General features: G+C 68.0%; 23 protein-coding genes. 5 read left to right on the top strand and 18 right to left on the bottom strand.

Features of this window, described 5'->3' with window-relative positions:
- Positions 1-18 precede the first annotated feature (18 nt).
- From D3226_RS04825 to D3226_RS04815, 3 genes are all read right to left on the bottom strand, one after another.
- Positions 19-780, bottom strand: coding sequence for a DsbA family protein (locus tag D3226_RS04825; RefSeq protein WP_202381221.1), 762 nt, complete (start codon positions 778-780; stop codon positions 19-21).
- Positions 781-907: 127 nt separating this feature from the next.
- Positions 908-1,996, bottom strand: coding sequence for a histidinol-phosphate transaminase (locus D3226_RS04820; RefSeq protein ID WP_202381220.1), 1,089 nt, complete (start codon positions 1,994-1,996; stop codon positions 908-910).
- Positions 1,997-2,050: 54 nt separating this feature from the next.
- Positions 2,051-2,500: a LysM peptidoglycan-binding domain-containing protein gene (locus D3226_RS04815; protein ID WP_237462237.1), complete on the bottom strand. Its 450-nt coding sequence runs from the start codon at positions 2,498-2,500 to the stop codon at positions 2,051-2,053.
- A 258-nt stretch (positions 2,501-2,758) separates the two neighbouring features.
- On the opposite strand from D3226_RS04815, the gene lexA reads away from it, so the two are divergent.
- The 3 genes from lexA (at position 2,759) to lipA (ending at position 5,255) form a co-directional block, all read left to right on the top strand.
- Positions 2,759-3,424 carry a transcriptional repressor LexA gene (gene lexA, locus D3226_RS04810; protein WP_202381219.1) on the top strand — a complete coding sequence of 222 codons (666 nt, stop codon included), beginning with the start codon at positions 2,759-2,761 and terminating at the stop codon, positions 3,422-3,424.
- Positions 3,425-3,528: 104 nt separating this feature from the next.
- Positions 3,529-4,239, top strand: coding sequence for a lipoyl(octanoyl) transferase LipB (gene lipB / locus D3226_RS04805; RefSeq protein WP_202381218.1), 711 nt, complete (start codon positions 3,529-3,531; stop codon positions 4,237-4,239).
- A complete protein-coding gene (lipA, locus tag D3226_RS04800) occupies positions 4,236-5,255 on the top strand; it encodes a lipoyl synthase (protein ID WP_202381217.1) in 1,020 nt (339 codons plus the stop codon). Before lipB ends, lipA begins: the two co-directional genes overlap by 4 nt.
- Positions 5,256-5,285: 30 nt before the next feature.
- Here lipA and D3226_RS04795 read toward each other — a convergent pair whose 3' ends face one another.
- From D3226_RS04795 to hflX, 4 genes are all read right to left on the bottom strand, one after another.
- Complete coding sequence (locus D3226_RS04795) at positions 5,286-6,191, bottom strand: methylenetetrahydrofolate reductase (RefSeq protein ID WP_202381216.1); 906 nt, start codon at positions 6,189-6,191, stop codon at positions 5,286-5,288.
- Positions 6,188-7,438 (bottom strand): uroporphyrinogen decarboxylase/cobalamine-independent methonine synthase family protein, encoded by a 1,251-nt coding sequence (locus D3226_RS04790; protein ID WP_237462235.1) that lies wholly within the window; start codon positions 7,436-7,438, stop codon positions 6,188-6,190. Before D3226_RS04790 ends, D3226_RS04795 begins: the two co-directional genes overlap by 4 nt.
- Positions 7,439-7,442: 4 nt before the next feature.
- A complete protein-coding gene (gene metE / locus D3226_RS04785) occupies positions 7,443-9,803 on the bottom strand; it encodes a 5-methyltetrahydropteroyltriglutamate--homocysteine S-methyltransferase (protein ID WP_202381215.1) in 2,361 nt (786 codons plus the stop codon).
- A gap of 172 nt (positions 9,804-9,975) precedes the next feature.
- Entirely contained in the window at positions 9,976-11,544 is a 1,569-nt protein-coding gene (gene hflX, locus D3226_RS04780; RefSeq protein WP_202381214.1) for a GTPase HflX, read from the bottom strand.
- A 96-nt stretch (positions 11,545-11,640) separates the two neighbouring features.
- On the opposite strand from hflX, the gene D3226_RS04775 reads away from it, so the two are divergent.
- Entirely contained in the window at positions 11,641-12,252 is a 612-nt protein-coding gene (locus D3226_RS04775; RefSeq protein ID WP_202381213.1) for a methyltransferase, read from the top strand.
- 39 nt (positions 12,253-12,291) lie between these two features.
- Here the strand turns inward: D3226_RS04775 and dapF are convergent, their stop codons facing one another.
- Positions 12,292-13,173 carry a diaminopimelate epimerase gene (dapF, locus tag D3226_RS04770; RefSeq protein ID WP_202381212.1) on the bottom strand — a complete coding sequence of 294 codons (882 nt, stop codon included), beginning with the start codon at positions 13,171-13,173 and terminating at the stop codon, positions 12,292-12,294.
- A 9-nt stretch (positions 13,174-13,182) separates the two neighbouring features.
- Entirely contained in the window at positions 13,183-13,626 is a 444-nt protein-coding gene (locus D3226_RS04765; RefSeq protein WP_202381211.1) for a GNAT family acetyltransferase, read from the bottom strand.
- A gap of 92 nt (positions 13,627-13,718) precedes the next feature.
- Here D3226_RS04765 and D3226_RS04760 point away from each other — a divergent pair, with 92 nt between their 5' ends.
- Positions 13,719-14,222, top strand: coding sequence for a nucleoside deaminase (locus tag D3226_RS04760; protein WP_202381210.1), 504 nt, complete (start codon positions 13,719-13,721; stop codon positions 14,220-14,222).
- On the opposite strand, the gene miaA is transcribed toward D3226_RS04760, so the two are convergent.
- The 9 genes from miaA to D3226_RS04715 all read right to left on the bottom strand — a co-directional run bounded on the left by miaA (position 14,203) and on the right by D3226_RS04715 (position 24,123).
- A complete protein-coding gene (gene miaA / locus D3226_RS04755) occupies positions 14,203-15,171 on the bottom strand; it encodes a tRNA (adenosine(37)-N6)-dimethylallyltransferase MiaA (protein WP_202381209.1) in 969 nt (322 codons plus the stop codon). The genes D3226_RS04760 and miaA overlap by 20 nt on opposite strands.
- A complete protein-coding gene (miaB, locus tag D3226_RS04750) occupies positions 15,168-16,712 on the bottom strand; it encodes a tRNA (N6-isopentenyl adenosine(37)-C2)-methylthiotransferase MiaB (protein WP_202381208.1) in 1,545 nt (514 codons plus the stop codon). Before miaB ends, miaA begins: the two co-directional genes overlap by 4 nt.
- 58 nt (positions 16,713-16,770) lie before the next feature.
- Positions 16,771-17,721, bottom strand: coding sequence for a regulatory protein RecX (locus tag D3226_RS04745; RefSeq protein WP_202381207.1), 951 nt, complete (start codon positions 17,719-17,721; stop codon positions 16,771-16,773).
- Positions 17,722-17,724: 3 nt separating this feature from the next.
- Complete coding sequence (recA, locus tag D3226_RS04740) at positions 17,725-18,855, bottom strand: recombinase RecA (protein ID WP_202381206.1); 1,131 nt, start codon at positions 18,853-18,855, stop codon at positions 17,725-17,727.
- Positions 18,856-19,096: 241 nt separating this feature from the next.
- Positions 19,097-19,318, bottom strand: coding sequence for a DUF3046 domain-containing protein (locus D3226_RS04735; RefSeq protein ID WP_202381205.1), 222 nt, complete (start codon positions 19,316-19,318; stop codon positions 19,097-19,099).
- A 111-nt stretch (positions 19,319-19,429) separates the two neighbouring features.
- Positions 19,430-19,750, bottom strand: coding sequence for a helix-turn-helix domain-containing protein (locus tag D3226_RS04730; protein ID WP_202381204.1), 321 nt, complete (start codon positions 19,748-19,750; stop codon positions 19,430-19,432).
- A 203-nt stretch (positions 19,751-19,953) separates the two neighbouring features.
- Complete coding sequence (locus D3226_RS04725; protein ID WP_237462233.1) at positions 19,954-20,562, bottom strand: CinA family protein; 609 nt, start codon at positions 20,560-20,562, stop codon at positions 19,954-19,956.
- Positions 20,519-21,124: a CDP-diacylglycerol--glycerol-3-phosphate 3-phosphatidyltransferase gene (gene pgsA / locus D3226_RS04720; protein WP_202381203.1), complete on the bottom strand. Its 606-nt coding sequence runs from the start codon at positions 21,122-21,124 to the stop codon at positions 20,519-20,521. The genes D3226_RS04725 and pgsA overlap by 44 nt, the downstream gene beginning before the upstream one ends.
- Before the next feature lie 5 nt (positions 21,125-21,129).
- The gene (locus D3226_RS04715; RefSeq protein ID WP_202381202.1) at positions 21,130-24,123 is read right to left on the bottom strand and encodes an FtsK/SpoIIIE family DNA translocase; all 2,994 of its coding nucleotides are present in this window, start codon (positions 24,121-24,123) and stop codon (positions 21,130-21,132) included.
- Positions 24,124-24,207: the final 84 nt, after the last annotated feature.

Genomic DNA, 24,207 nt, shown 5'->3' with positions numbered 1-24,207 from the left:
TGGCCCGGGCTGTTCGCGTCACTTGGCGGCGTCCACTGCCTCGTCGAGCAGCGCACGGAACGTCTCGACGGGCTGCGCCCCGCTCAGGGCCTGGCCGTCGACCGCAAAAAATGGGACGCCGGTGACACCCAGCTGCTGCGCCTGCGCGGTGCTCTGCGCGACGGCGTCCTGCAGATCGCTGCGGGTCATGTCGGCCTCGAACTTGGCAAGATCAGGGACACCCACCTGCTTCGCGAAGCCGAGAAGCTCCTCAGCGGGAAGTTCCGGGTGCCCACTCTCGGGAGCGGCCTCGTAGATGGCCTGCACGAACTCCACGTACTTGCCCTGTTCGCCCGCTGCACGAGCGGCAACCGCAGCGCGCGTGGACTGCTCGCCAAAGAATGCGACATCGTGCAACTCGATGCGCACCTTTCCGGTATTCACATATTCTTCGATGAGCACCGGCAATGTGTCGCGCGAATACACCGCACAGAACGGGCACCGGAAGTCGATCCACTCACTCATCACAACCGGCGCGTCAACATCACCGATCGCCATGGTGTCGGCGGGGTCCCGACGCTCAATGCTCTGCGCATCCGGCTGCTCCGCGCTCTCACCCTCGGCATTCACGCCGGTGGCAGCGCCCGCAGCACCGGCCGAGCCACCGCCCTGCGCCAGCTGCACACCGCCGAACACGAGCCCGATGATGGCGATCGCACCGAGGGCGATGTTCAGGGTGCGGGAGCGGCGCAACTTCCGTTCAAGCTCGTGACGGGGCAGTGCTTCGGGTGGCTGAGGCATACCCCCAGGCTATCCGGCCACTTCGCGGCGGGCTCAGTGGGCTCCCAGATTCGGCACACACTCGGACAGCCATCGCGTGAAGAGCGGGGCCCCACGGAACGAGGCCCCGCTCCGCGAAACGCGAGACCTACGCCTGCGCACCGCCTGGACCGAGCTGAGTGATCGCGTCGATCAGGATGGTCGTCTCCGCCGGCGTTCCCGCGGTGATGCGCAGATGGCCCGGGATACCGAGGTTTCGGATCAGGATGCCCTGCGAACGCAGCGCTTCGAACGTCGCCGCGGGATCCGTGAAGCCCCCGACCAGCAAGAAGTTTGCCCCCGACGGGTGGACCTCGTATCCCAGCGCGCGCAACGCGGACGCGAGCCGATCGCGCTCGGAACGAATCTCCGCAACCGCGCCCAGCATGGCGTCCGAGTGCCGTAGCGCCGCCGTCGCAGCCGCCTGCGTCAGCGCGGACAGGTGATAGGGCAGACGCACCAAGCGCAGCGCGTCGATGACGGCGGCGTCGGCTGCGAGATACCCCAGGCGCACACCCGCGAAGGCGAACGCCTTGCTCATGGTGCGCGACACCAGCAGGCGCGGGCGGCCGGGCAGAAGCGCCACAGCGCTCTCGGTGTCCGCATCGAACTCCTGATACGCCTCATCGACAATGAGCACCCCGTCGAAGGCGTCGTACGCCGCACGGATAACCTCGCGGTCGAGCACGGTTCCCGTGGGGTTGTTCGGGCCGCACAGAATCACGATGTTCGGCTGGTGCTCCGCAATGGCAGCGACCACCAGCTCGGGGGTGAGCGCGTAGTCCGCGGGCCGCGGCACATCGATCCACGTTGTGTCGGTGCCCGCGGCAAGCAGGGGGTACATCGAGTACGTGGGACTGAAGCTCAGCAGCGACCGCCCGGGGCCACCAAATGCCTGGAGCACCTGCTGGAGCACCTCGTTCGAGCCGTTAGCGGCCCACACCTGCTCCGGGGCCAATCCGTGTCCGAGGTAGCTCGCGAGCGCCTGGCGCAGTCCCATGAACTCGCGATCGGGGTACCGGTTCACGCCGCGCACGGCTTCGGCAAGGGAGCTCACGATGTCGGCGATGACTTCGTCGGGGATGGGATGCGTGTTCTCGTTGACGTTCAGACTGACGGGCACCGGATCCTGCGGTGCGCCGTAGGGCTCTTGCCCGACAAGATTGTCGCGGAGGGGGAGGTCACTGAGGCTGGTCACCACACCAGTCTAGTTTCGAAACGCGCCTGCGTCGTTGGGGCGCGAGCGGGTGGGCTACTCAGCCAGGCCGAGCTCTGCTGCCGGGATGGTCTGCGGGTCCCCCGCATAGCGAAGCGGCACCGCGAGGGGCTGGCCCACATCGACGCCAGACTCGGTGAGCTGGTTCAGCTGCACGATCTCGCTGACGAGATCACGCGGATCCGCCGACGGATCGAGCTGAGTGGCGATCTCCCACAGCGAGGAGCCGGGTGCCACCACGACGTAAGAAAACTCTTGGCCAGCGCCGGCCGCATCGGACGCGCTCGCCTGCGGAGCAGCGAACGTCGCGAGAAGCGCCAGCACACCGGCCACGAGCACCGTAGCGAGCGTTCCCAGCACCACGCGTCCGCGGCGGGTCAAGCGCAGTCGAGTGACCGCGGGCACGGAAGAAGCGGTGACCTCAGCCACGGGAGCGATCGATACACCTGCGCTGATCCGGGATCCTGCGAGAGTTGCGGCACTCATGGGACTTCCTTTCGTCGCGACGCCCGCGAAGGCCAGCGCCATGCGAACATCTGTTTCGAATATATCTTCGAGTATTCGAAACCGCAAGCCCGTGTTCGAAGATCAGTTTCGATCTTTTCCCACGACACTCGAACAGATGTTTGCCCCTGTTCCCAGCGCGCGGCTAGGGTTTCGCTCAACGAGATCACTGAACCAGGCACCACTGACATTCGGTTTTCACCGCCCCCGCCCTGCCCCTCCGGGCTCGAAAGGACAGCCATGAGCGACGCCGCAGCGCCACAGACCCGGAAGCCTCTGAGCGAGAAGCAGCAAGCCATCCTTGAGTTCATCGCGCGCTCCGTCGAGTCGCGCGGCTATCCCCCGAGCATGCGCGAGATTGGCGACGCAGTGGGCCTCTCCTCACTCTCGAGCGTCACACATCAGCTCAGCCGCCTGGAGCTGGGCGGCTACATCCGGCGTGATCCCAATCGACCCCGCGCCCTAGAGATCCTTGTCGAGCTCGCGAGCACGAGCGACGCGATCGCGGACACCCCGGGTCAGCAGGTCGAGGAGGCTGCGTACGTGCCGCTCGTTGGGCAGATTGCCGCGGGCGTTCCGATCACCGCAGACCAGCAAGTGGAGGAGATCGTGCCGCTCCCCCGCCAACTCGTCGGCGACGGGCAGCTCTTCATGCTTCGCGTCGTGGGCGAGTCCATGATCGACGCGGCGATCTGCGATGGCGACTTTGTTGTGGTGCGCCAGCAGCGCGAGGCAGAGAACGGCGACATCGTTGCCGCAATGCTTGACGGAGAAGCGACCGTGAAGGTCTTCCGCCGCCGCGACGGTCACACGTGGCTACTTCCCCGCAACAGCGCTTTCGAGCCGATTGTTGGCGACCACGCCGAGGTGCTCGGCAAGGTCGTCGCGGTGTTCCGCTCGGTCTAACCGCCACACGCAAGATGGGCCGCCCCGGCTTCCGGGGTGGTCCTTTTTGCGTGCCATGTCCACTCGTCTTGATTTGTTGTACCGAGTCTATTTAGTATGACGTCATGACCTCCCCCACCCTCACCCGGCCCCCAGGCACTCCCGCTCCGCACCGTGTACGCGCTCCCGGCCACCGGCTGCGGGTCGAAGGTCCTGGTTCCGAGCCCGTTCCGTACGAGCGCGGCCTCCGCCTTCAGGACGAGGCGGTCGCGCGGCTCACCGACCGCATCGATCACGGGACGCTGATCCTGCTCGAGCACTCCCCCGTGTACACCGCGGGCCGTCGGGCCGACCCGGCGGAGTATCCGCAGGACGGCACCCCGGTCGTGCCGGTCAACCGTGGCGGGCGCGTGACCTGGCATGGGCCGGGTCAGCTCGTGGCGTACCCCATCGTCCGACTCGCCCCTGGCGTGGGCGTCGTTGACTGCGTGCGCGCGCTCGAGGGCGCACTGATCAGCACGGCCGCTGCATTTGGTGTGCGCGGGGAGCGCATCGCTGGCCGCGCAGGTGCGTGGTCCACGCCTCCACGCCCCGGAGCCGCCGCCGTCAAATTCGGCCAGGTGGGGATTCACGCGAGCGCCGGGATCATCACCCACGGCGTCGCCCTCAACTGCAGCAACTCACTTGAGCCATTCGAGGGCTTTGTGCCGTGCGGGATCACCGACGCGGGTGTCAGCACGCTGAGCGCACTCGCCGGCACGCAGGTCACGCCGGCCGACGCTGCACCGATCCTGCGGGCCGAACTACTCCTCGCGCTCGCGGAGCTCACCGCATGAGCGCCCGAATACTCCCCTCGACCGGCACGCGGCCTGAGCCCGAGGGCCGGAAGCTGCTGCGTGTAGAAGCGCGCAATGCGCAGACGCCCATCGAGCGGAAGCCTGAGTGGATCAAGACCCGCGCTCGCTCCGGCCCGGAGTACCGTGACGTGCGCGATCTCGTCCAGTCCGAGGGTCTCCACACCGTGTGCCAGGAGGCTGGCTGCCCCAACATCTACGAGTGCTGGGAAGACCGCGAAGCCACGTTCCTCATCGGCGGATCCATCTGCACGCGGCGCTGTGACTTCTGCATGATCACGTCCGGCAAACCGCTGCCGCTCGACACCGACGAGCCGCGCCGCGTCGCTGAGTCTGTGCGCACGATGGGGCTGCGATACGCGACTATCACGGGCGTGACCCGCGACGATCTCCCCGACACGGGTGCCTGGCTGTACGCGGAGACGATTCGCCAGATTCATGCGCTGAACCCGGGATCCGGGGTCGAAGTGCTCGTCGACGATCTCGGCGGCCGGCCGGACGGGCTCGCGCAGGTGTTTGCGGCGCAGCCCGAAGTGTTCGCGCACAACCTCGAGACTGTGCCCCGCATCTTCCGACGCATACGTCCGGGTTTTCGCTACGAACGCTCGCTCGAGGTCATTGCCGAGGGCCGCAGCGCGGGGATGATCACGAAGTCGAACCTCATCCTGGGGATGGGTGAGACTCGCGCGGAGATCTCCGCGACCATGCACGAGCTGCGCGACGCGGGCTGCGACATCCTCACGCTCACGCAGTACCTGCGCCCCTCGAGCCTCCACCACCCCATTGATCGCTGGGTGCGGCCCGAAGAGTTTGTCGAGCTGAAGGCCGAGGCGGATGCGCTCGGCTTCGCCGGAGTCCTTGCGGGTCCCCTCGTGCGGTCCTCCTACCGCGCGGGCCGCCTGTGGGCGGAGACGATGCTCCGCACAGGACGGGAGGTGCCCCCGCAGCTGCAGCACCTCGCAGAGCGCGCCGCCGCGGACTTCCCGCAGGCGGTGTAGCGCGGCGCCTCCTCGCCCCGACCGCTCGCGCTATCCGAGCGGCGACGGGGTGAGGAGGTTCAGCTCGCGCAGCACCGCGAGTACCTGCTCGTGGCGGTTGAACGTATACAGGTGCACAGAGGGTGCGCCGCCCGCGAGCAACGCGCGCGCAAGCTCGACCGTGTGCTCGACGCCCAGCTCCGGTGCATAGCCTCCCGCCTCCGCGAGCTCCGCCGCGAGGAGACCCGGCGCGGGGCGTCCCGCCAGCTGCGCCACCTTTCGCAGTTGCGCGCTCGTCGATACGGGCATGAGGCCGGGGAGCACGGGAATCCGCAGCCCCGCCGCTCGTGCGTCCTCCACGAATCCGAGATACTCCTCGGCCTCGAAGAAGAGCTGCGTGATCGCGAACTGGGCGCCCGCTTCCTGCTTCGCGATCAGGTACTCAATGTCCTCAGATCGGGATCGCGACAGCGGATGCCCATTCGGGTATGCGGCAACGGCGGTGCGCCCCACACTCGTGAGCGCCGGACGCTCAGCGCGGGCCTCAGCGACCAGCTCAACGAGTTCAAGCGCGGAGAGCGAGCCAGCCACCGCGGGATCATCCTCTGTGAGCCCTCGCGGCGGGTCGCCGCGCAGCGCGAGGAAGTCGTGCACTCCCGCGTCCATGATCCCGTGGATCGCCTCCCGCACGGCCTCCCTCGATTCCCCCACCGTGGTGAGGTGCGCAAGGGGCAGGGCGTCAGTGTGATCGCGGAGGTACTTCAGCAGGTCGATCGAGGCATCACGATTTGAGCCGTTAGCGCCGTAGGTGACCGAGATGAAGTCGGGCCCCGCCGCAGACAGGTGTTGCACCGCGTGCCCCAATGCGAGGGCCGCCGCCCCGCTGCGCGCGGGAAACACCTCGAATGAGAATCTCGCGCGCGTGGGCGCGCTGCCGGTCAGCAGTTCGGGGCTCATGCGTGTCCTCCCTCGGGGGCCGGCTTCCCGGTCGCTCCGTAGCCCGCGTACGAGACGCCCGCGCCCGCGAGGCCCGGGCTTCCCGCAAGCTCGTCCGCTGCGAGCGCCGTTCCCCGCACGCGTGCGGCGATCTTCGCGAACGCCACGTCGCGAGCAAAGTCCGGCGAGCCGTGGCGGGGCTTCTCATCAATCAGATACGGCGAGAAACCGCAGTCGTCGGTGGAGCCGAGCAGTTCGGCCGGGATGAAGCGCGCGGCGCGCACAAGCTGATCCCGCACCTGCTCCGCGGTTTCGAGCTTCGGGTTCGTCGGGTTCGTCACACCGAGCAGCACCCGCGGCACGATGCCGCCGCTGCCCGCCTCCGCTGCGGCCCGGGTGCGACCCCGGAGCTGGCGGCCGACGAGCCGCGCCACACGATCCGGCTCTTTCTCTCCCGCAGCCTGCACCAGGAAGTACCCCGCCTCGATTTGAAATAGCTCCGGCAGCAGCTCCGCGTAGTCGATATCTGCGCTGTGGGCTGAGTCGTTGTCGTTCCCGGGGCACGTGTGCACCCCCACCGCGGCACGCTCGGCATCCGTGAGCTGATCGAGCACCCGGTTGATGAGCTCAATGAAGCCGCCGAGCGCCTGCGGACCCGCCCAGGGGGCGCGGAGATCGCGCCGGAGCGCGAGTCGCCCTTCGGTGAAGTCGATCGACACCCGCGCGGCCCCTGCCGCAAAGGAACGACGGATGTCCTCCGCGCACCCCGCGACGACGTCCGAGAGGAAGTCTTCGCGACGATACTCACCAAGCCCGCCCTCCGGCACCATGAGCGAGAGCATCGATGGCGAGATGACCGCCTGCTTGAGGGGCAGATCGGTGAGCTCGCGCGCGGCCGCCACGTCATCGGCAGCCCAGGCCTGAAAACGGAACGGGGCACGGGCGAGGCTCGGGATCACACGGTGATGCCCGTCCGCGAACACCGCGAACACGGGCCCCGCCGAGAGGTCTTCCGTACCAAGCGGGTAGCTCGCAAAGCTCTCGCGTCGCTGCTCTCCATCGCCCACGATGGGCGATCCGGTTGCGGCGAAGCGCTCGATCGTATCTGCCACCGCGCGATCCTGCTCCGCGCGGAGCTCAGCCCCCGTCGCCAGGCCCGTATCCGCGTCGAGCACCACCCGCTGCAGGCGGGCGGGGCGCGGCAAGGAGCCGACGGCCTCCGTGGGGAGGCCGTCGGCGGGCCAGGGCGTGAGTGAACCCTGGTCCACGGTGCTAGGCTCCGCGGACGGCGCGCGCCGCCTGCACCAGGTTCGTGAGGCTCGCCACCGTCTCCTCATAGCCACGAGTCTTGAGCCCACAGTCGGGGTTGACCCAGAGCTGCTCGCCCGGGATGCGCGCAGCCGCAATTCGGATCAGCTCCTCCTGCTCCGCCGCGCTCGGCACACGCGGCGAGTGGATGTCGTACACGCCGGGGCCGATGCCGCGCGAGTAGCCGTGATCGCCCAGCGGGTCAACGACGTCCATGCGGCTGCGGGCCGCCTCGATGCTCGTCACATCGGCGTCGAGCCCATCGACGGCACCGATGATCTCGCCAAACTCGGAGTAACACAGGTGCGTGTGGATCTGCACCTCGCTCGCAGCGCCACTCGTCGCGAGGCGGAAGGACCCCACCGACCAGTCGAGGTACGCCGCCTGGCGATCGGCATCGAGCGGCAACAGCTCGCGCAGCGCAGGCTCGTCGACCTGCACGATGGTGATCCCAGCGGCCACCAGGTCGTCGATCTCGTCGCGCAGGGCGAGCGCGACCTGCTCGGCGGTGTCCGCGAGCGGCTGATCATCGCGCACGAACGACCACGCGAGAATCGTGACGGGGCCCGTCAGCATGCCCTTCACCGGCTTCTCCGTGAGCGACTGCGCGTAGGCCGACCACGCGACGGTCATCGGCGCGGGGCGAGACACGTCACCCCACAGGATCGACGGTCGGGTTGCGCGCGTGCCGTACGACTGAACCCAGCCGTTCTCGGTGACCGCAAAGCCGTCGAGCAGCTCCGCGAAGTACTGCACCATGTCGTTGCGCTCGGCCTCGCCGTGCACAAGCACGTCGAGCCCGATCTCCTCCTGCAGACGGATCACGCGTGCGATCTCCTCGCGCAGGAAGCCGTCGTAGGCGGCCTGATCGATCTCGCCGCGCACAAACGCCGCGCGGGCGGTGCGAATCTCGGTGGTCTGCGGGAATGAGCCGATGGTCGTGGTCGCGAGCTCGGGCACACCGATGCCGCGCTGCGCGTCCCGGCGCGCACCCTCGTCGGCACGGCTGCGGTCGGCGGACGTCACCGCAGCGGCGCGCTCTCGCACGCGCGCATCCCGCACCCCGGGTGCGCCCGCACGGTCGGCGAGGGCGGCCTCGGTGTCCGCGAGCTCCGCTTCGATGGCGGCAGCACCCTCGGCCAGGCCGCGCGCGAGCGTCGCGACCTGCGTCACCTTCTGATCGGCGAAAGCAAGCCACGACGCCAAGCGCGCGTCGAGCTTCGTCTCGTCAGCGACATCGTGCGGCACGTGCTGCAGGGAGTTCGAGGTGCCGATCACCGTGGCGATGCCCGCGTCCGAAATTCGCTGCGCCAGCGCAAGCGCAGCGCGGAGGTCAGTGCGCCAGATGTTGCGCCCATCGACCACGCCAGCCACGAGCTGCGTGCCAGCGAACGCGGCGGCAAGCGAGCCGTCTGCGAGCGCCTCCTCCGGGAGCGTGCCGCGCACAAGATCCGCCTGCACCGCCTCGACCGGCAGCGCGCCGAGTCGCGTGAGCGCCGCCGACGAGTCGCCGTACGGCGCAGTCAGGAGAATCGCGGGCCGCGCCGCGCCGACAGCGGGCGCGCCCAGGGTCGTGTACGCGCGCTCCACGAGCGCGAGCACCTCGGCGCGGGGCACCGAGAGTGAGTCGGACACCAGCGCGGGCTCGTCGAGCTGCACCCAGCGTGCGCCCGCTGCGGCGAGCGCGGCAAGCAGTTCTCCGTACACGGCGACGACCTCGTCGAGTCGATCGATCGGCGCGAAGCCCTCTGCCGCGTCGTCCGCTGCCTTCGCAAGCAGCAGGTAGGTGACGGGCCCGACGAGCACGGGGCGCGACTCGATCCCCTGTTCGGCGGCCTCCGCGAGCTGAGCGACCAGCGCCGCGGCGTTCGCTGCGAGCGGCGTTGCGGCGCTCAGCTCTGGCACGCTGTAGTGGTAGTTCGTGTCGAACCACTTCGTCATCTCGAGCGGCTGGTGCGATTCGTCTCCGCGGGCAAGCGCAAAGTAGCTCGCGAGGTCGCTTCCGGTCTCAGCGACGTCGGCGAATCGGCTCGGGATCGCGCCGAGCGCGAGCGTCGCGTCGAGTACCTGGTCGTAGAAGCTGAAGCTCTCGGGCACCGCTCCCCCCGTCGCGGGGAGGCCCAGCTCGACGAGGCGGGCACGGGTCGCCGCGCGCAGCTCGCGCGCGGTGACGCGGAGCTGCTCCTCCGAGATCTTTCCCTTCCAGAACGCCTCAACCGCGCGCTTCAGTTCGCGGCGGCGGCCGATGCGGGGGTAGCCAAGGATGGTGGCCTGCGGCAGCGGAGCGACACCGGTCGGCGTAACGGGGTGGGCGGGAGCAGTCATGGGGGTCCTCCGGGAACGTGCGAGTTGAGACCCGGCGGGTGCCCCGGGCTCTCACACGCTAACCGCGCAGCGCGGCCCACCGCGCCCATGTTGCAGTGTATGAATTACGCCGTGTGACCTCAGGCTACGCCGCGTTACAGCGCGCGGCTGCGCACCCCGTATTCGATCGGGATCAGCCGAGGTACGGCTCGAGCTTCGCGAGCATTTCCGCGGTGACGTAGGCGCGCACGCGCGTGCCCTCCTCGACGTACTCGGTTTCGAGCACCCGGTTCCGCTCGTGCATCTCCGCGACGAGTTCACCTCGGTCGTAGGGCACGACAACGGTGACCTCGCGGTCGGGCACGGGCAGGGCGGCGTCGATCCTGCGCGAGAGCTCTTCGAGCCCCTCCCCGGTGCGCGCGGACACGAACACGGCATCGGAGACAAGCCCGTGCAGTACGAGACGCTGGGACTCGTCGATGAGGTCGGACTTGTTGAACGCGACGATCTCGGGGATGCCCTGTGCGTCGACCTCGGCAATGACCTCACGGACGGTGCGCAACTGCGCTTCAGGATCGGGGTGCGAGCCATCGACCACGTGGAGGATCACGTCGGCCTCCCCCACCTCCTCGAAGGTCGAGCGGAACGCTTCGACGAGCTGGTGCGGCAGGGCACGCACGAAGCCAACGGTGTCGGCGTAGGTGAAGCTGCGCCCATCGTCCGTCTCCGCGTGGCGCACGGCGGTGTCCAGTGTTGCGAACAGCTGGTTCTGCACGAACTCCTGCGTGCCGGTGAGGCGGTTCAGCAGGCTCGACTTACCGGCATTCGTGTAGCCGGCGATTGCCACGGAGGGCACCTCACCGCGCTTGCGGTTGGCTCGCTTCGCCTCGCGCGCCGGCGCCATCTGTGCGATCTGCTTGCGCAGCTTCGCCATGCGTGTGTGGATCTTTCGACGGTCGAGCTCCATCTTCGTCTCACCGGGGCCACGGGAACCCATACCCGCGCCGCCCGAGCCCACCTGGCCACCGGCCTGGCGCGACATCGACTCACCCCAGCCGCGCAGGCGCGGGAGGAGGTACTGGAGCTGCGCAAGCTCAACCTGCGCCTTGCCCTCGCGACTCTTCGCGTGCTGACTGAAGATGTCGAGGATCACCGCGGTACGGTCGATCACCTTGACCTTCACGACATCCTCAAGTGCACGGCGCTGCGACGGCGCGAGCTCGGTGTCCGCGACGACGGTGTCTGCCCCTACTGCGGCGACCAGCTCGGCAAGCTCTTGGGCTTTGCCCTTTCCGAGGTAGGTCGCGGGGTCCGGGTTCTGGCGGCGCTGCAGGAGGCCGTCGAGCACGGTGGCGCCCGCGGTCTCGGCGAGCGCGGCGAGCTCACGCAGCGAGTTTTCCGCGTTCTCGGACGACTTCTCGGAGTAGATGCCAATGAGCACCACGTTCTCGAGCCGCAGCTGGCGGTACTCAACCTCGGTAACGTCTTCGAGCTCCGTGGAGAGGCCCACCACGCGCTTCAGCGAGGCGCGGTCTTCACGCTCCATGCGGATCGCGTCGAGGTCGGCACCGAGCTCATCGTGGGCTTCATCTCCGAGCGCCAACGCGCCGCCCGTCAGGTCACGAATCACGGTCGCGGATTCGGCGCGCTCGGCGCGGCTCAGGAGGCGCGCGAGCGGATCCGAAGCCTCGGTCACGGCACTCTCGTGGTTCGACTCGTCGGTCAACACCTGGTCTGCATCTGCAGGAACACGTTTCGTCATCTGGCTTCCAGTGTACTTCGGGCGCGTCCCACCCGCACGGGTCGTTCGCCGACGGCGCAGGCGCAGCACCGGGCGCGGGGCTGCGATACTGGTTCAGTGAGCGAGCATTACTTCTCCGAGGCCCCGAGCGGCGATTTCCGACCCCGCGAGATCGAGGTGATCCTCACTGGCGCTCCCCGCAGCGTGCAGACCGCGGGTGGCGTGTTCAGCCCAGAGCACCTCGACCGCGGTACGGAGATCCTGCTCCGCACCCTCGAGCGGATCGACGATGCTCGGCCTGGCCCGGTGCTCGACCTCGGCTGTGGCTGGGGACCGATCGCGCTCGCTGCCGCCCTGAGCGATCCCGATCGAGAGGTCTGGGCCGTTGATGTCAACGAGCGCTCGCGCGAGCTGACCCGCGCGAATGCTGCGCGTCTCGGGCTCGACGCCGTACACGTGGCAGCGCCCGAGGACGTTCCCGCAGAGCTGCGTTTCGGGGAGATCCACTCGAATCCGCCGATCCGAGTCGGAAAGGAGGTGCTGCACGGCATGCTGCAGCTCTGGCTCCCCCGGCTCGCTCCCGGTGGCGCGGCTCACCTCGTCGTCGCGAAGCACCTCGGCGCGGACTCCCTGCAGCGCTGGATCGCCACGGAGTTCACTGATCTCGCGGTCGAGCGCGTGGCCCGCGACAAGGGCTTCCACATCATCCGCGCCGAACGCGCGGCGTAGCGCCGAGCCACGGGCGGCGCGCTCGGCGTTCGCGACGCGCTACGCCTCGGGGAGTTCGATCTCGCCGGAGTACACGAGCTCAGCGGGCCCGTTCAGCGACACGTGCTCGCCCTCCTCGGTGGGGAACATGCGCACGGCCAGGCGGCCGCCCGGCACATCCACGCGCCAGTGGTTCGGCATTCCCTCGCCACCCCAGTGGCGGAATGCGAGCGCCGCAGCGGCGGTTCCCGTGCCGCAGGAGAGCGTCTCGCCTACCCCGCGCTCGTGTACACGCATGCGGATACGCGCCACCCCGTCAACGACCAGCGGATCCTCGGGAACGACAAACTCCACATTTGCGCCATCGGCGGGCGCCGGATCGAGCGCCGGCGCGCGCGTGAGGTCCAGTCCCTCGAGCTCGTCGACGTGCGCGAGCGCAGTCACCACGTGCGGGTTGCCGAGGTCAATACCCAGGCCGGGGCGCGCAACCGGCAGGCCGTGCGCGGCAACCAGCCGCTCGGGCGCGAGGCGCCACCGCCCCAGGTCCACCGTGTAGCCCGAGACGCCAGCAAGCACGTCCTTCACGCCCGCGCGCGTGCCGATGGGCAGCGTATCACGGCGCTCCGGCGCGACGAGTCCCTCTGAGATCAAGTAGTGCGCATACACGCGAATACCGTTCCCGCACATCTCCGCGGGCGTCCCATCCGCGTTCCAGTAGTCCATGAACCACTCGGCCTCGGGCTCCTCTGCAAGACTCGCCGCCCCCTCGGGGAGTGCCTTCGAGCGCACTGCGCGAATCACTCCGTCAGCGCCGATCCCGAAGTTGCGATCGCAGAGGAATCGGATCTGCTCCGGTGAGAGCGTGAGCTCACCCTCCGGATCAGTGAAAAGCACAAAGTCATTGCCCGTGCCGTGGCCCTTGGTAAACGCGAGGGTCGTCATTCCCCCAGTCTACGATGCGACGTGGCCATCGAGCTGCGTGTCGAGCCGTTTGCCACGCACCACCACGTCCGATCCTTCATAGCCGAGCGCGTCGTAGTACGAAACGACGCCCGTGTTCTCCGACCGCACCATCAGTTGCACTTTGGGGCACCCCATCGCGGCGAGACGCGCCTCGGCCTCCGCGACGAGCGCCCGGCCGATTCCCTCGCCCGCACGCTCGGCCGCGCTCGCGAGATAGTACAGCCAGCCACGGTGTCCGTCGTAGCCCGCCATCACTGAGCCCACGATCTCACCTGCGTCCTCCGCGACGAGAAACAGCTCAGGTTGCACGCGCAGCTTTCGTTCGATGTCCGCAACCGGGTCGTTCCACGGTCGCGTGAGCCCGCGCGCCCCCCACAGCGCGATCACGGCTGCGGTGTCGGCTTCGGCGAACTGGCGAATTCTGCTGGGCACGTGGGTCTCCTCCTTCCGCGGCCGGGCGCACGCGGAGCACCCACCCTATCCCCCGGGGTGACCGGACCGTGAGCCGCTGCTACGGTGGGGCCATGTCTGCACCGCCGCTCACCGACATCGATCTTCGCCACCTCGGACGCTGTGTCGAGCTCGCCGCGGAAGCGCTCGCCGACGGTGACGAGCCCTTTGGCTCGGTGCTCGTCGACTCGAGCGGGGCGGTGCGTTTTGCAGACCGAAACCGCGTGCGCGACGGCGACGCCACACAGCACCCGGAGTTCGCGATTGCGCGCTGGGCTGCGGCGCACCTCACGCCAGCGGAGCGAGCTGCCAGCACGGTGTACACCTCGGGCGAGCACTGTCCCATGTGCGCCGCCGCGCACGGCTGGGTGGGGCTTGGCCGCATCGTGTATGCCGCGAGCACGGCGCAGCTCTCCGACTGGCTCGCCGAATGGGGCATCGCCCCCGGCCCCGTTGCGCCGCTTCCCATTCAGCAGGTGGCGCCCGGTGTTCCCGTCGCGGGCCCCGCGCCCGAGTTCGAAGCTGAGCTCCGGGCGCTCCACGCACGCAGCCGAGGAATCAGTTCGGCTCAGCGCTGAGATCCGGGAGCACGCCAGGAGCGCGCCACTCGATGCCCGGGTAGCGTTTGAACCAGCTCACCTGCCGCCGCGCGTAGCGGCGTGTCAGTGCTTGAGTCTCAGCGATGGCTTCGGCCTCACTCATCGTGCCAGCGAGCTGCGCGAGCGCCTGAGCATAGCCGATCGCCCGGGATGCCGTGGGTCCTTGCTCGATCCCCTCAGGGATCAGCTCGCGGACCTCCTCGAGCAGGCCGTCAGCCCACATCCCGGTGACGCGCGCGTCGAGCCGGGCGACGAGCTCGGCCCGCTCCACGGTCACGCCCGCGATTCGGGTGTCGGGGTACCAGAGCGCCGGCTCCGCAGGCAGGGTGGTCCGTGCATCGCCCCCGAGCAGCGCGACCTCCAGCGCACGTACCACTCGGCGCGGATTCTGCCCGTCCACGCTCGCCGCGGTCTCGGGTGACAGCTCAGCAAGCCGAGCGAGGAGTGGCGCGACGCCCTGCTCCGCGAGCTGCGCCTCCAGCGCGGCTCGGGTGTTCTCGTCGCGCGGCGGAAACTGAAAGTCAAAAATGACGCTCGACACGTACAGGCCCGAGCCGCCGATCAGGATCGCGTCGGCTCCGCGGGCATGGATCTCGTCGATCACCGCGCGAGCGACCGGCTGGTACCACGCAACCGTCGCTTCCGTAGCGGGTGCGAGCACGTCGAAGAGGTGGTGCGGAATTCCGCGCCGCTCGGCCACCGGCAGCTTGGCGGTGCCGATGTCCATTCCCCGGTAGAACTGCATCGCGTCCGCGTTGACGACCTCGGCTGGTCGGCCACGTTCGGCAAGCGCCTCAGCGAGATCGAGCGAGAGGGCAGACTTGCCCGTGCCTGTGGCGCCCACGACGGCCCAGAGCGCAGGACCGCGTGCTCCCGGTGCAATGTTCACTGCGGCGGGGGTGGCGCGCGTCGGCCCGGCTTCGCTCATCGCGCGCGAAGCGTGGGCAGGCCAAGGCTCACCGCACGGGGTGCGGTGCTGTCCCCACTCGGTGCCGGCACGCCGCAACTCTCCGCCTGGCGGCGATCCCAAGCGTCGCCCGCCCGCGTGCGGCGCAGCCGATACACGTCGGGAACCTCGTCCGCAATCACAAAGAAGGGAGCCGCGGCCGTGACCTGGACGGTGACCACATCGCCTGGGCGAGGCTCGTCGGCGCCCTCGGGGACGGCAAAGTGGACCAGGCGGTTGTCCTCCGCGCGCCCAGAAAGCCGCCGGGTTGCGGCGTCCTTGCGCCCCTCGCTCACCGCGACCAGCACCTCGACGGTACGGCCAATCTGCGCCTGATTCTCCTCAAGCGAGAGGCGCTCCTGGAGTGCCATGAGTCGCTCGTAGCGCTCCTGCACGATCTCCTTCGGGATCTGGCCCTCCATCGTCGCCGCGGGAGTGCCCGGGCGAATCGAGTACTGGAAGGTAAACGCGCTTGAGAACCGCGATGCTTCAACGACCCGGAGCGTGTCTTGGAAGTCTTCCTCGGTTTCGCCCGGGAATCCCACAATGATGTCGGTGGTGATCGCGGCATTGGGGATCTGCTCGCGCACGGAATCGAGGATCCCGAGGAACTTCTTCGATCGGTACGAGCGACGCATGGCCTTGAGCACGGTGTCCGAGCCGGACTGCAGCGGCATGTGCAGCGAGGGCATCACATTGTGAGTCTCGGCCATCGCGGCGATAACGTCGTCCGTGAAGGCGGCCGGGTGCGGGCTCGTGAAGCGCACGCGCTCGAGCCCTTCAATCTCCCCCATCGCGCGCAGGAGCTTGCCGAAGGCCTGGCGGTCACCGAACTCGACACCATACGTGTTGACGTTTTGGCCGAGCAGCGTGACCTCGATCGCGCCGTCGTCGACGAGCGCCTGCACCTCTGCAAGGATGTCGCCGGGGCGACGATCCTTCTCCTTGCCTCGCAGGGCAGGCACGATGCAGAAGGTGCACGTGTTATTGCAGCCCACCGAAATTGACACCCAACCACTCGACGCGGAATCGCGCTTCGTTGGCAGTGTCGAGGGGAACACCTCGAGGGCTTCGAGGATCTCGACCTGTGCTTCTTCGTTGTGGCGCGCCCGCTCGAGCATCGCCGGCAGCGAGCCCATGTTGTGCGTCCCGAACACCACGTCCACCCAGGGAGCCTTCTCCACGATGGTGCCCTGGTCCTTCTGCGCGAGGCAGCCCCCCACCGCGATCTGCATGCCCGCGCGACCGCGCTTCACGCCAGCAAGGTAGCCGAGCTGTCCGTAGAGCTTGTTTGCAGCGTTTTCACGCACGGCGCACGTGTTGATCACCACAACATCCGCGTCCGCGGGATCCGTGGCCGCGATGTATCCGGCAGCGTCGAGCGAGCCCGAGAGCCGCTCCGAATCGTGCACATTCATCTGGCAGCCGAGAGTGCGCACGCTGTAGCTACGCGGGGAACCGTCGGGGCGGAGGGCCGCGGGCGACGGAGCAATCACGGTGGGTTCTGCCGATGCAAGACTCATACGCCTAGTTTACCGGCGCGCCACTTAGTCTCCTGCACACCAGGGCCGGCCGATCCGGTTACTGGAACCGGACGCCGCTGCCGCCGCGCCCGCCGCGACTGGTGCCGTCGAGCGCCTCGCGCACCGCGCGGCTCGCAGGCTCCCCGGACCAGCCACGTCTGGCGAGGAAGCCGAGGAGACGCCGCTCGGCGACGGCACGATCGAGTCCGCCGAGCTTCCCCGCGCGTGCGACGGCGGCCTCGCGCAGCAGCGAGAATTCCTCTTCGTCGTCGAGTTCACCGATCGCTGCCTCGATGACAGCATCGGGCAGTCGGCGCTCGCGCAGCTTGATGCGGATCTGTGACCGACTGGCACGCTTCGTGTCGCGAAGCTTCTCCGTGACCGCGCGCGCCAGTCCCGCATCGTCAAGGTACAGCCGTTCCTCAAACTCGGCGATGACGACGTCCACGTCATGCGCTGCGTGCTCGAGTCGCAGCAGTTCCTCACGGAGTTCACCGCTCGAGCGGGCTCGGCGTGCGAGCAGCCGCACGCCGGCATCGTGCGCCGCCTGCGCGGCCTCGTCGGCTCCGTTCTCACCGTCGCTCTCGCCGGCGATCCCGGCCCCGCCTTCATCTTCAATTTCGTCCCCACCGGTACCGAGCTCGGTCGGGAGATCCGACCCGGCCTCCGAGACGCGCTCGGCCCGCACGGCGCGGGTGAGCTCGCTCGCACGAGTGAGGTGATCCCCCAGCGCGGAGATCACAGCCGTACGTTCGCTTCGCATTGCGCGCGGCGCAGGCGCAGTCGCCTCGGTCTCGCTGCTGACCTGTGCGTCGACGTCTGCGCAGGCGTCGGCGTCAGCCTCAGCATCGGCCTTGCCGATGGGCGCGGGCTCCGCGTCACGGACCGGCTCAGCCCACGCACGCTGCCGGAGCATGCCACGCAGCTCGATTACCTCGGCGAGATTTCCCCGGTCGGGGCCCGCCCCCGCGGTGGGTTCACCGGGGGGCGGGAGAAAGCGGACGGCCACGGGTTACGCGCTCGCCCGCTCGGCGGGCTTCGCCGCGGGCGCCTTCGCAGCAGTCGCGGGCTTCACAGGCGTGGCCTCCGCGGCGGGGGCTCCCTCCGCAGGCGTTGCCTTCGCATCTGCCGGAGCTTCCTCGCTCCGACCGTTCACACCGAGCTTCGTGAGGATCTTCTCCTCAATCTCGGCGGCAATGTCGGCGTGCTGGATGAGGAAGCGTCGCGCGTTCTCCATGCCCTGGCCCAGCTGGTCGCCATCGTAGGTAAACCACGCGCCGCTCTTCTTGATCAGCCCCTGCTCAACGCCGTAGTCGATGAGCGAGCCCTCACGCGAGATTCCAATGCCGTAGAGAATGTCGAATTCAGCCTGCTTGAAGGGCGGGGCCATCTTGTTCTTCACAACCTTGACGCGGGTGCGGTTGCCCACCGCTTCGGTGCCGTCCTTCAGCGTCTGGATGCGACGGATGTCGAGGCGCACGGAGGCGTAGAACTTCAGGGCCTTGCCACCCGAAGTCGTCTCGGGGCTGCCGAAGAAGACACCCACCTTTTCACGAAGCTGGTTGATGAAGATACACGTGGTCTTCGTTGCGTTCAGGCTGCCGGTGATCTTCCGGAGCGCCTGCGACATCAGTCGCGCCTGCAGGCCCACGTGGCTATCGCCCATCTCGCCGTCGATCTCCGCCTTGGGAACGAGTGCCGCCACAGAGTCGATCACGACGAGGTCGACCGAGCCCGAGCGAATCAGCATGTCGGCGATTTCAAGCGCCTGCTCACCCGTGTCGGGCTGCGCGACGAGCAGGGCGTCGATGTCTACGCCCAGCTTCTGTGCGTACTCGGGATCGAGCGCATGCTCCGCATCGATGAACGCTGCGATGCCGCCCGCGCGCTGCGCGTTCGCGATCGCGTGCAGCGTGAGCGTCGTCTTTCCCGACGACTCGGGGCCGTAGATCTCAACGATGCGACCGCGCGGAAGTCCGCCAATGCCGAGCGCGACATCCAGTGCGACGGAGCCTGTGGGGATCACCTCGACGGGCGCGCGCTCCTGGCTCCCCATGCGCATGATCGCGCCCTTGCCGAAGTTCTTGTCAATCTGTGCGAGAGCGACTTCGAGCGCCTTTTCGCGGTCCTTGGGTGCGGCCATGTTCATGCTCCTTGTGTTCTGGCGGATCGCTCCGCGCGCGGTGCTGCCTACCGACTGTCTCGGCCCCGTGTGGGGCAGACAAGGCATTGGTGTGTGTTGCGCTTCACACCCTAGAAGCACCCTCCGACATTCGCTGTCGAAGCCATATTTCCGGGGATGATCCGTCGCGAACCTCACCTGTGGACGAAGCTAGCACCCATCGAACACATGTTCGAACCAACCGTCGGCGTGTTGCGCCGAATTAGTCGCGCGGCTCGCGCAGTCCGCGACCGTGTCGCCGCTCAACCGGCACTTGCAGATCCACGCACAGGGCGGCCCACACATCTCGTGCGGGAACGCCGCGCTCAAGCGCGTCATTCGGGGTTCCACCCAGCACCCCGAGCCAGTGATCGCGCAACAGCACGCCTGCGTACTGTTCACCAAACTCCTCGGCGCACGCACGCCGGAACTCACTCAGTCGCATTCACCCCTCCCCTTCTGCTCCTTCCTCACCAACGGCAAAGCGCCCGCCCCCGGTGTGGGGTCGGGCGCCAAACCGCACGTTCACCGCGCGGAAGCCTGCCGGTGGCGCACGCTAGGACACAAGCTCGGGCGCGAAACCCGAAACCAGTTCCGCGGGCACCGTGTCGGGTACGCGGTTCGCAAGCGGCATCGACAGCCCCTCGACGATCGCGAGACGCTCACTCACCTCGCCCATAATCACGGACAGCGGGGTATCCAGCGCATCGGCGACCGCGGCGAGAATCTCGCTCGAGGCCTCCTTCTGGCCGCGCTCAACCTCGCTCAGGTACCCGAGCGCGACGCTCGCATCCCCGGCAACCTGGCGCAGCGTGCGACCCTTCTGTTGACGGAAGTCACGAAGCACGTCGCCGATCTCCTGACGCATCAGCACCATGTGGACCCTCCTTCACTGCACTTCCCCTGCGGGTTGTGCATCCACCCTACCCGCTGCAGCGCATATCTCCGCCGCGGGAACTCCACCCATTCTGGGAGGCGTCACTGGGAACAACTTCGACACTACCTCGTCTATTCCTGAAACTTCGCTGAACTTGAGTCAACTCCACTCAGGTTTTGCTCAATTCCCAGGAAACGCTTCGATCACGCCTCGAATTCTGGGTGTTCTCGCGCGATTGCCGCGTCAAGCGCGTCGAGCGCCGCATGGACCGTGCTCGCCCTGATCGCGGCACGATCACCCGTCAACACGAGTGGGATCGCGAGCGCCCGCTCACCGATGCTCACGCCGAGCCATACGGTCCCGGCCGACTGGCCGGTCTGCGGATCGGGATCGGGGCCGGCAACGCCGGTCGTGGCAATGCCCACCTCGGCATCGCGGACGAGCGACTCAGCGCTGCCAGCCGCCGCAGCGCGCGGCACCGCGCAGGCACGACGTACGCCGCGCGCCATCTGCCGCGCGACCTCCGCGTCGACCGGACCCTTTCGGCGGAGCAGCGCCGGGTCCACCCCCAGCAGTGAGGCCTTGAGCGCGGTGTCGTACGCGACGACCGCACCGGAGAACACCCGAGATGCGCCGGGAACCGACACGAGCGCGTCAGCAAGCGCGCCGCCAGTGAGAGACTCCGCGACCGCGATGCGAATCCCCGCGGCTGCCGCGCGAGCAATCACGTTCGACGCAGCGACCGTGGCGCCCCCGCTCGGGGCCGCACTAGGCGCGGCCACCGCCACCACGCCCGGTGCGAAGGAACGCAAGCACGTAGTCGATACCGCTGAGCACAGTGAGCACCACGGCGATGGTCATCGTGATGATGTTCGCCCAGACCGCGATCGGAGCTGCGCTTCCCAGAACGTCAGCAAGCGGCAGGAGCGCGAGCGTGATCGCAACAGACTGCGCCACCGTCTTGAGCTTGCCCATCCATGCTGCGGCAACCACGACGTCGCTCGCGATCATGAGTCGGTGCACGGTGATGCCAACCTCGCGGATGAGCACAATGATGGTCACCCACCACGGCAGCTCCCCCAGGACCGAGAGCCCCACGAGCGCCGCTCCCGTGAGGAACTTGTCGGCAATCGGATCGAGCAGTTTGCCGAGATTCGTGATCAACCCACGCGAGCGCGCGATGTGGCCGTCCCAGGCGTCGGTCGCGATAGCGATCACAAAGAACGCGGCGGCGGCCCACCGCAAGCCACCGTGGGCTCCCCCATCTGCGAGCAGCATCCACAGGAAGAACGGCGTCGCGATGATCCGCGCTCCCGTGATGACATTCGGGGCGTTCCAGTTGCTCGGCCGATCGGCCACCTGCTGCTCAGCCATGTGTGTCAGTCCCGTCCCGTCAGTTGCCACGCGTCTTCGTCGTCATCGCCGTCGACTTCTTCGAGGCTGTCTTGGTACTTCGCGATTGGATCGTCGTACCGATCATCAACCACGTTGAGGGCGGTTGTCGCGTGTTCCGTGAGCGGCTCGAGCACGGCGGTCTCGGGATCCGAGGCGTCGCTCGGCTCCGCGGTCGCGACAGTCGCAGCGTCGCTCTCGCCGGCAGCGACGAACGGTGCTGCGCCCGGCACCGCCGCCGCACCAGCGCCAGCCGGGGATGTTGGGGGGACCGGCTGCACGGGCGGAGCCGTGGGCGTCGGCGGTGCAGGCGGAGTGCCGCCCTTCAGTCGCGCAAGCACCTCAGGAAGCTGTTCGGGCGTGACGAGCACATCGCGAGCCTTTGAGCCCTCCGACGGTCCGACGATGTCGCGCGACTCCATGAGGTCCATGAGGCGACCCGCCTTCGCAAAGCCAACGCGCAGCTTGCGCTGCAGCATTGAGGTGGAACCGAACTGCGACGTGACGACAAGCTCAACGGCGGCAAGGAGCACCTCGAGATCGTCTCCGATGTCCTCATCGATGTCCTTCTTCTCCGCAGCTTGCGCCACGTCGGCGCGGTATTCGGGCTGCGCCTGGGCCTTCACGTGCGCCACGACCTGCGCGATCTCAGACTCATTGACCCACGCGCCTTGGACGCGCATGGGCGTCGACTCGCCGTTCAGCAGGAGCAGGCCATCACCCTGGCCGATGAGTCGTTCAGCGCCCACCTCATCGAGGATGACGCGGGAGTCCGTGCCCGAGGCCACCGCGAACGCGTATCGGCTCGGCACGTTCGACTTGATCACACCGGTGACCACGTTGACGGACGGGCGCTGCGTAGCGAGCACCAGGTGGATACCTGCGGCGCGGGCCAGCTGCGTAATGCGCTGGATCGAGTCTTCGACGTCGCGCGGGGCGATAAGCATGAGGTCTGCGAGCTCGTCGACCACGACGAGGAGATACGGGTAGGGCTTCAGCACACGCTGGCTGCCCGCCGGGAGCACGATCCCGCCCGAGCGAACCGCCTCGTTGAAGTCGTCGATGTGACGGAAGCCGAAGCTCGCCAAATCGTCGTACCGCATGTCCATCTCTTTCACGACCCACTGCAGCGCCTCGGCCGCCTTCTTTGCGTTCGTGATGATGGGGGTGATGAGGTGCGGAACGCCCTGGTAGACGGTCAGCTCCACGCGCTTCGGGTCGACGAGCACCATGCGAACCTCCGCGGGGGTGGCCCGCATGAGGATGCTCGTGATCATCGAGTTGATGAAGCTGGACTTACCTGATCCCGTGGCACCGGCGACCAGGAGGTGCGGCATCTTCGCGAGGTTCGCAACGACGAAGCCGCCCTTCACGTCCTTCCCGACGCCGATCGTCATGGGGTGCGTGCTGCGCTGCGCCCGGTTCGAGCGGAGCACATCGCCCAGCGCGACATTCTCACGGTCCTTGTTCGGGATCTCGATACCGATGGCGCTCTTCCCGGGGATCGGCGACAGGATGCGCACCTCGTTCGAAGCGACCGCGTACGACAGGTTCTTCGAGAGCGCGGTAACCTTCTCCACTTTGACGCCGGGGCCAAGCTCAACCTCGTACTGCGTGACCGTGGGTCCGCGAGAGAAACCAGAGACGCGAGCATCAACCTTGAACTCCTCGAACACGCGGCCGATCGCCGCCATGATCGCGTCGTTTGCTTCGGTGTGCGTCTTCGGGGCGTCGCCGGCGGAGAGCGCTCCCTGGTCGGGAAGGCGATACTCGAGCTGCTGCGCAGGGTCGTGCGCTGGGGCAACCTCAAAGGGGGTGGTCGCCGCCGCAGCTGCGGGCTCCGCTGCCGCGGGTGCCGGTGCCGGTGCCGGTGCGAAGTTGTCCCAGGAATCGTCGCCGAGTCCCGACGCTGATGCGCCGCCCAACTCCTCGACCGCGGCCTCCGCCTGGTCGAGGTCGTCAAAGAGTCCGTCAGCGAACGCCTCGTTCACCGGCGCGGGATCGGGGGTAAGCGCTGAGTCGAACGCGACCGCACGCGCGGGAGCTTCGGTCTCAGCCGAGCCAGCGCCGCCATCCAGTGCCGCGTCGAGGCCGGCCTGATCCCCCGCGTACTCGGGATCTTCCTCACGGCCGGAGGCGTTGCGGCGCCACCACGGGAGCGCGCCGGGCTCGGGCTCTTCGTCCTCGATATCAAAGAGCGGCTGCTGCGTGCTCCGGTCACGCTTCACCTTTGTCTTGGGTGCGGGCGCTTCCGCCCCCTCGGGCGTCGGCTCGGCCTCGGACACCCCAAACAAGAAGACGTACGCCTCGCGCAGGCGCTTGATAATGCGACCGGGCGGGGTCTTCGTGACAATGAGCACCGAGAACAACAGGAGCAGCGAGAAGAACGGCGCGGCCACCCAGATCGTCAGGGCAAGGAGCGGGGTGCCCACCATCCACCCGAGCAAGCCGCCGGCTTCCGCGAGCGCAGGCATGCCCTGCCGCGGATGAGGTTGCCCGCCATAGATGTGCGTAAGGCCGGCAACCGCGGTGATCGCGAGAAAGAGACCAATCGCGATGCGCCGATTGTCCGTCACGCTCGACGGGTGATTAAAGAGCCACAGTGCGAAGCCGACCATGATGATCGGCAGGCCGAAGGCCACACGCCCCAGAATGCCGCCGAACGACCAGGCATCGAGCTGCACGGCCACCGGGTTGCCGATGAGGAACCACTCGATCACGGCACCGATCACCGCGAGCAGCACGAGCAGCAGCGGGACGCTGTCGCGTCGATCCTCCGGCGCGAGCGGCTCAACCCGGAACGCGCGCGCAGCGCCGCCCACAGCGTGGGCGAGCCCGTTCCAGGCGCGCACAAGCACGCCGTCGCTCGGCTGCGCTTCTGCGAGCACCTTCGTCTTCGCGGTCGCTCGCGAAGCCTGCGTGCGGGATCCCCGCGACGCAGTGCTCCCTGATTTCGAGCGCGACGAAGCTTTACTAGCCATGCCTTCAAGGGTACGTTCGACCACCGACATTCGCGAGATGACGCTCCGACCGGCCCGGAATGCGCGCCTCCGCGCCGGTTTCAG

The organism is Leucobacter chromiireducens subsp. chromiireducens (assembly GCF_016758255.1).
GTDB lineage: Bacteria > Actinomycetota > Actinomycetes > Actinomycetales > Microbacteriaceae > Leucobacter > Leucobacter chromiireducens.
Note: the sequence above shows the minus strand (reverse complement) of the source record. Positions and strands in the feature narration are given on the sequence as shown.

Coding starts and splice junctions, on each gene's coding strand:
- D3226_RS04715 (WP_202381202.1), bottom strand. CDS start 24,123: ATGGCTAGTAAAGCTTCGTCGCGCTCGAAATCAGGGAGCACTGCGTCG.
- hflX (WP_202381214.1), bottom strand. CDS start 11,544: ATGACGAAACGTGTTCCTGCAGATGCAGACCAGGTGTTGACCGACGAG.
- miaA (WP_202381209.1), bottom strand. CDS start 15,171: ATGAGCGAAGCCGGGCCGACGCGCGCCACCCCCGCCGCAGTGAACATT.
- metE (WP_202381215.1), bottom strand. CDS start 9,803: ATGACTGCTCCCGCCCACCCCGTTACGCCGACCGGTGTCGCTCCGCTG.
- dapF (WP_202381212.1), bottom strand. CDS start 13,173: ATGACGACCCTCGCGTTTACCAAGGGCCACGGCACGGGCAATGACTTT.
- D3226_RS04795 (WP_202381216.1), bottom strand. CDS start 6,191: ATGAGCCCCGAACTGCTGACCGGCAGCGCGCCCACGCGCGCGAGATTC.
- D3226_RS04730 (WP_202381204.1), bottom strand. CDS start 19,750: ATGGTGCTGATGCGTCAGGAGATCGGCGACGTGCTTCGTGACTTCCGT.
- pgsA (WP_202381203.1), bottom strand. CDS start 21,124: ATGGCTGAGCAGCAGGTGGCCGATCGGCCGAGCAACTGGAACGCCCCG.
- D3226_RS04760 (WP_202381210.1), top strand. CDS start 13,719: ATGTCTGCACCGCCGCTCACCGACATCGATCTTCGCCACCTCGGACGC.
- D3226_RS04825 (WP_202381221.1), bottom strand. CDS start 780: ATGCCTCAGCCACCCGAAGCACTGCCCCGTCACGAGCTTGAACGGAAG.
- lexA (WP_202381219.1), top strand. CDS start 2,759: ATGAGCGACGCCGCAGCGCCACAGACCCGGAAGCCTCTGAGCGAGAAG.
- recA (WP_202381206.1), bottom strand. CDS start 18,855: ATGGCCGCACCCAAGGACCGCGAAAAGGCGCTCGAAGTCGCTCTCGCA.
- lipB (WP_202381218.1), top strand. CDS start 3,529: ATGACCTCCCCCACCCTCACCCGGCCCCCAGGCACTCCCGCTCCGCAC.
- miaB (WP_202381208.1), bottom strand. CDS start 16,712: ATGAGTCTTGCATCGGCAGAACCCACCGTGATTGCTCCGTCGCCCGCG.
- D3226_RS04815 (WP_237462237.1), bottom strand. CDS start 2,500: ATGAGTGCCGCAACTCTCGCAGGATCCCGGATCAGCGCAGGTGTATCG.
- D3226_RS04735 (WP_202381205.1), bottom strand. CDS start 19,318: ATGCGACTGAGTGAGTTCCGGCGTGCGTGCGCCGAGGAGTTTGGTGAA.
- lipA (WP_202381217.1), top strand. CDS start 4,236: ATGAGCGCCCGAATACTCCCCTCGACCGGCACGCGGCCTGAGCCCGAG.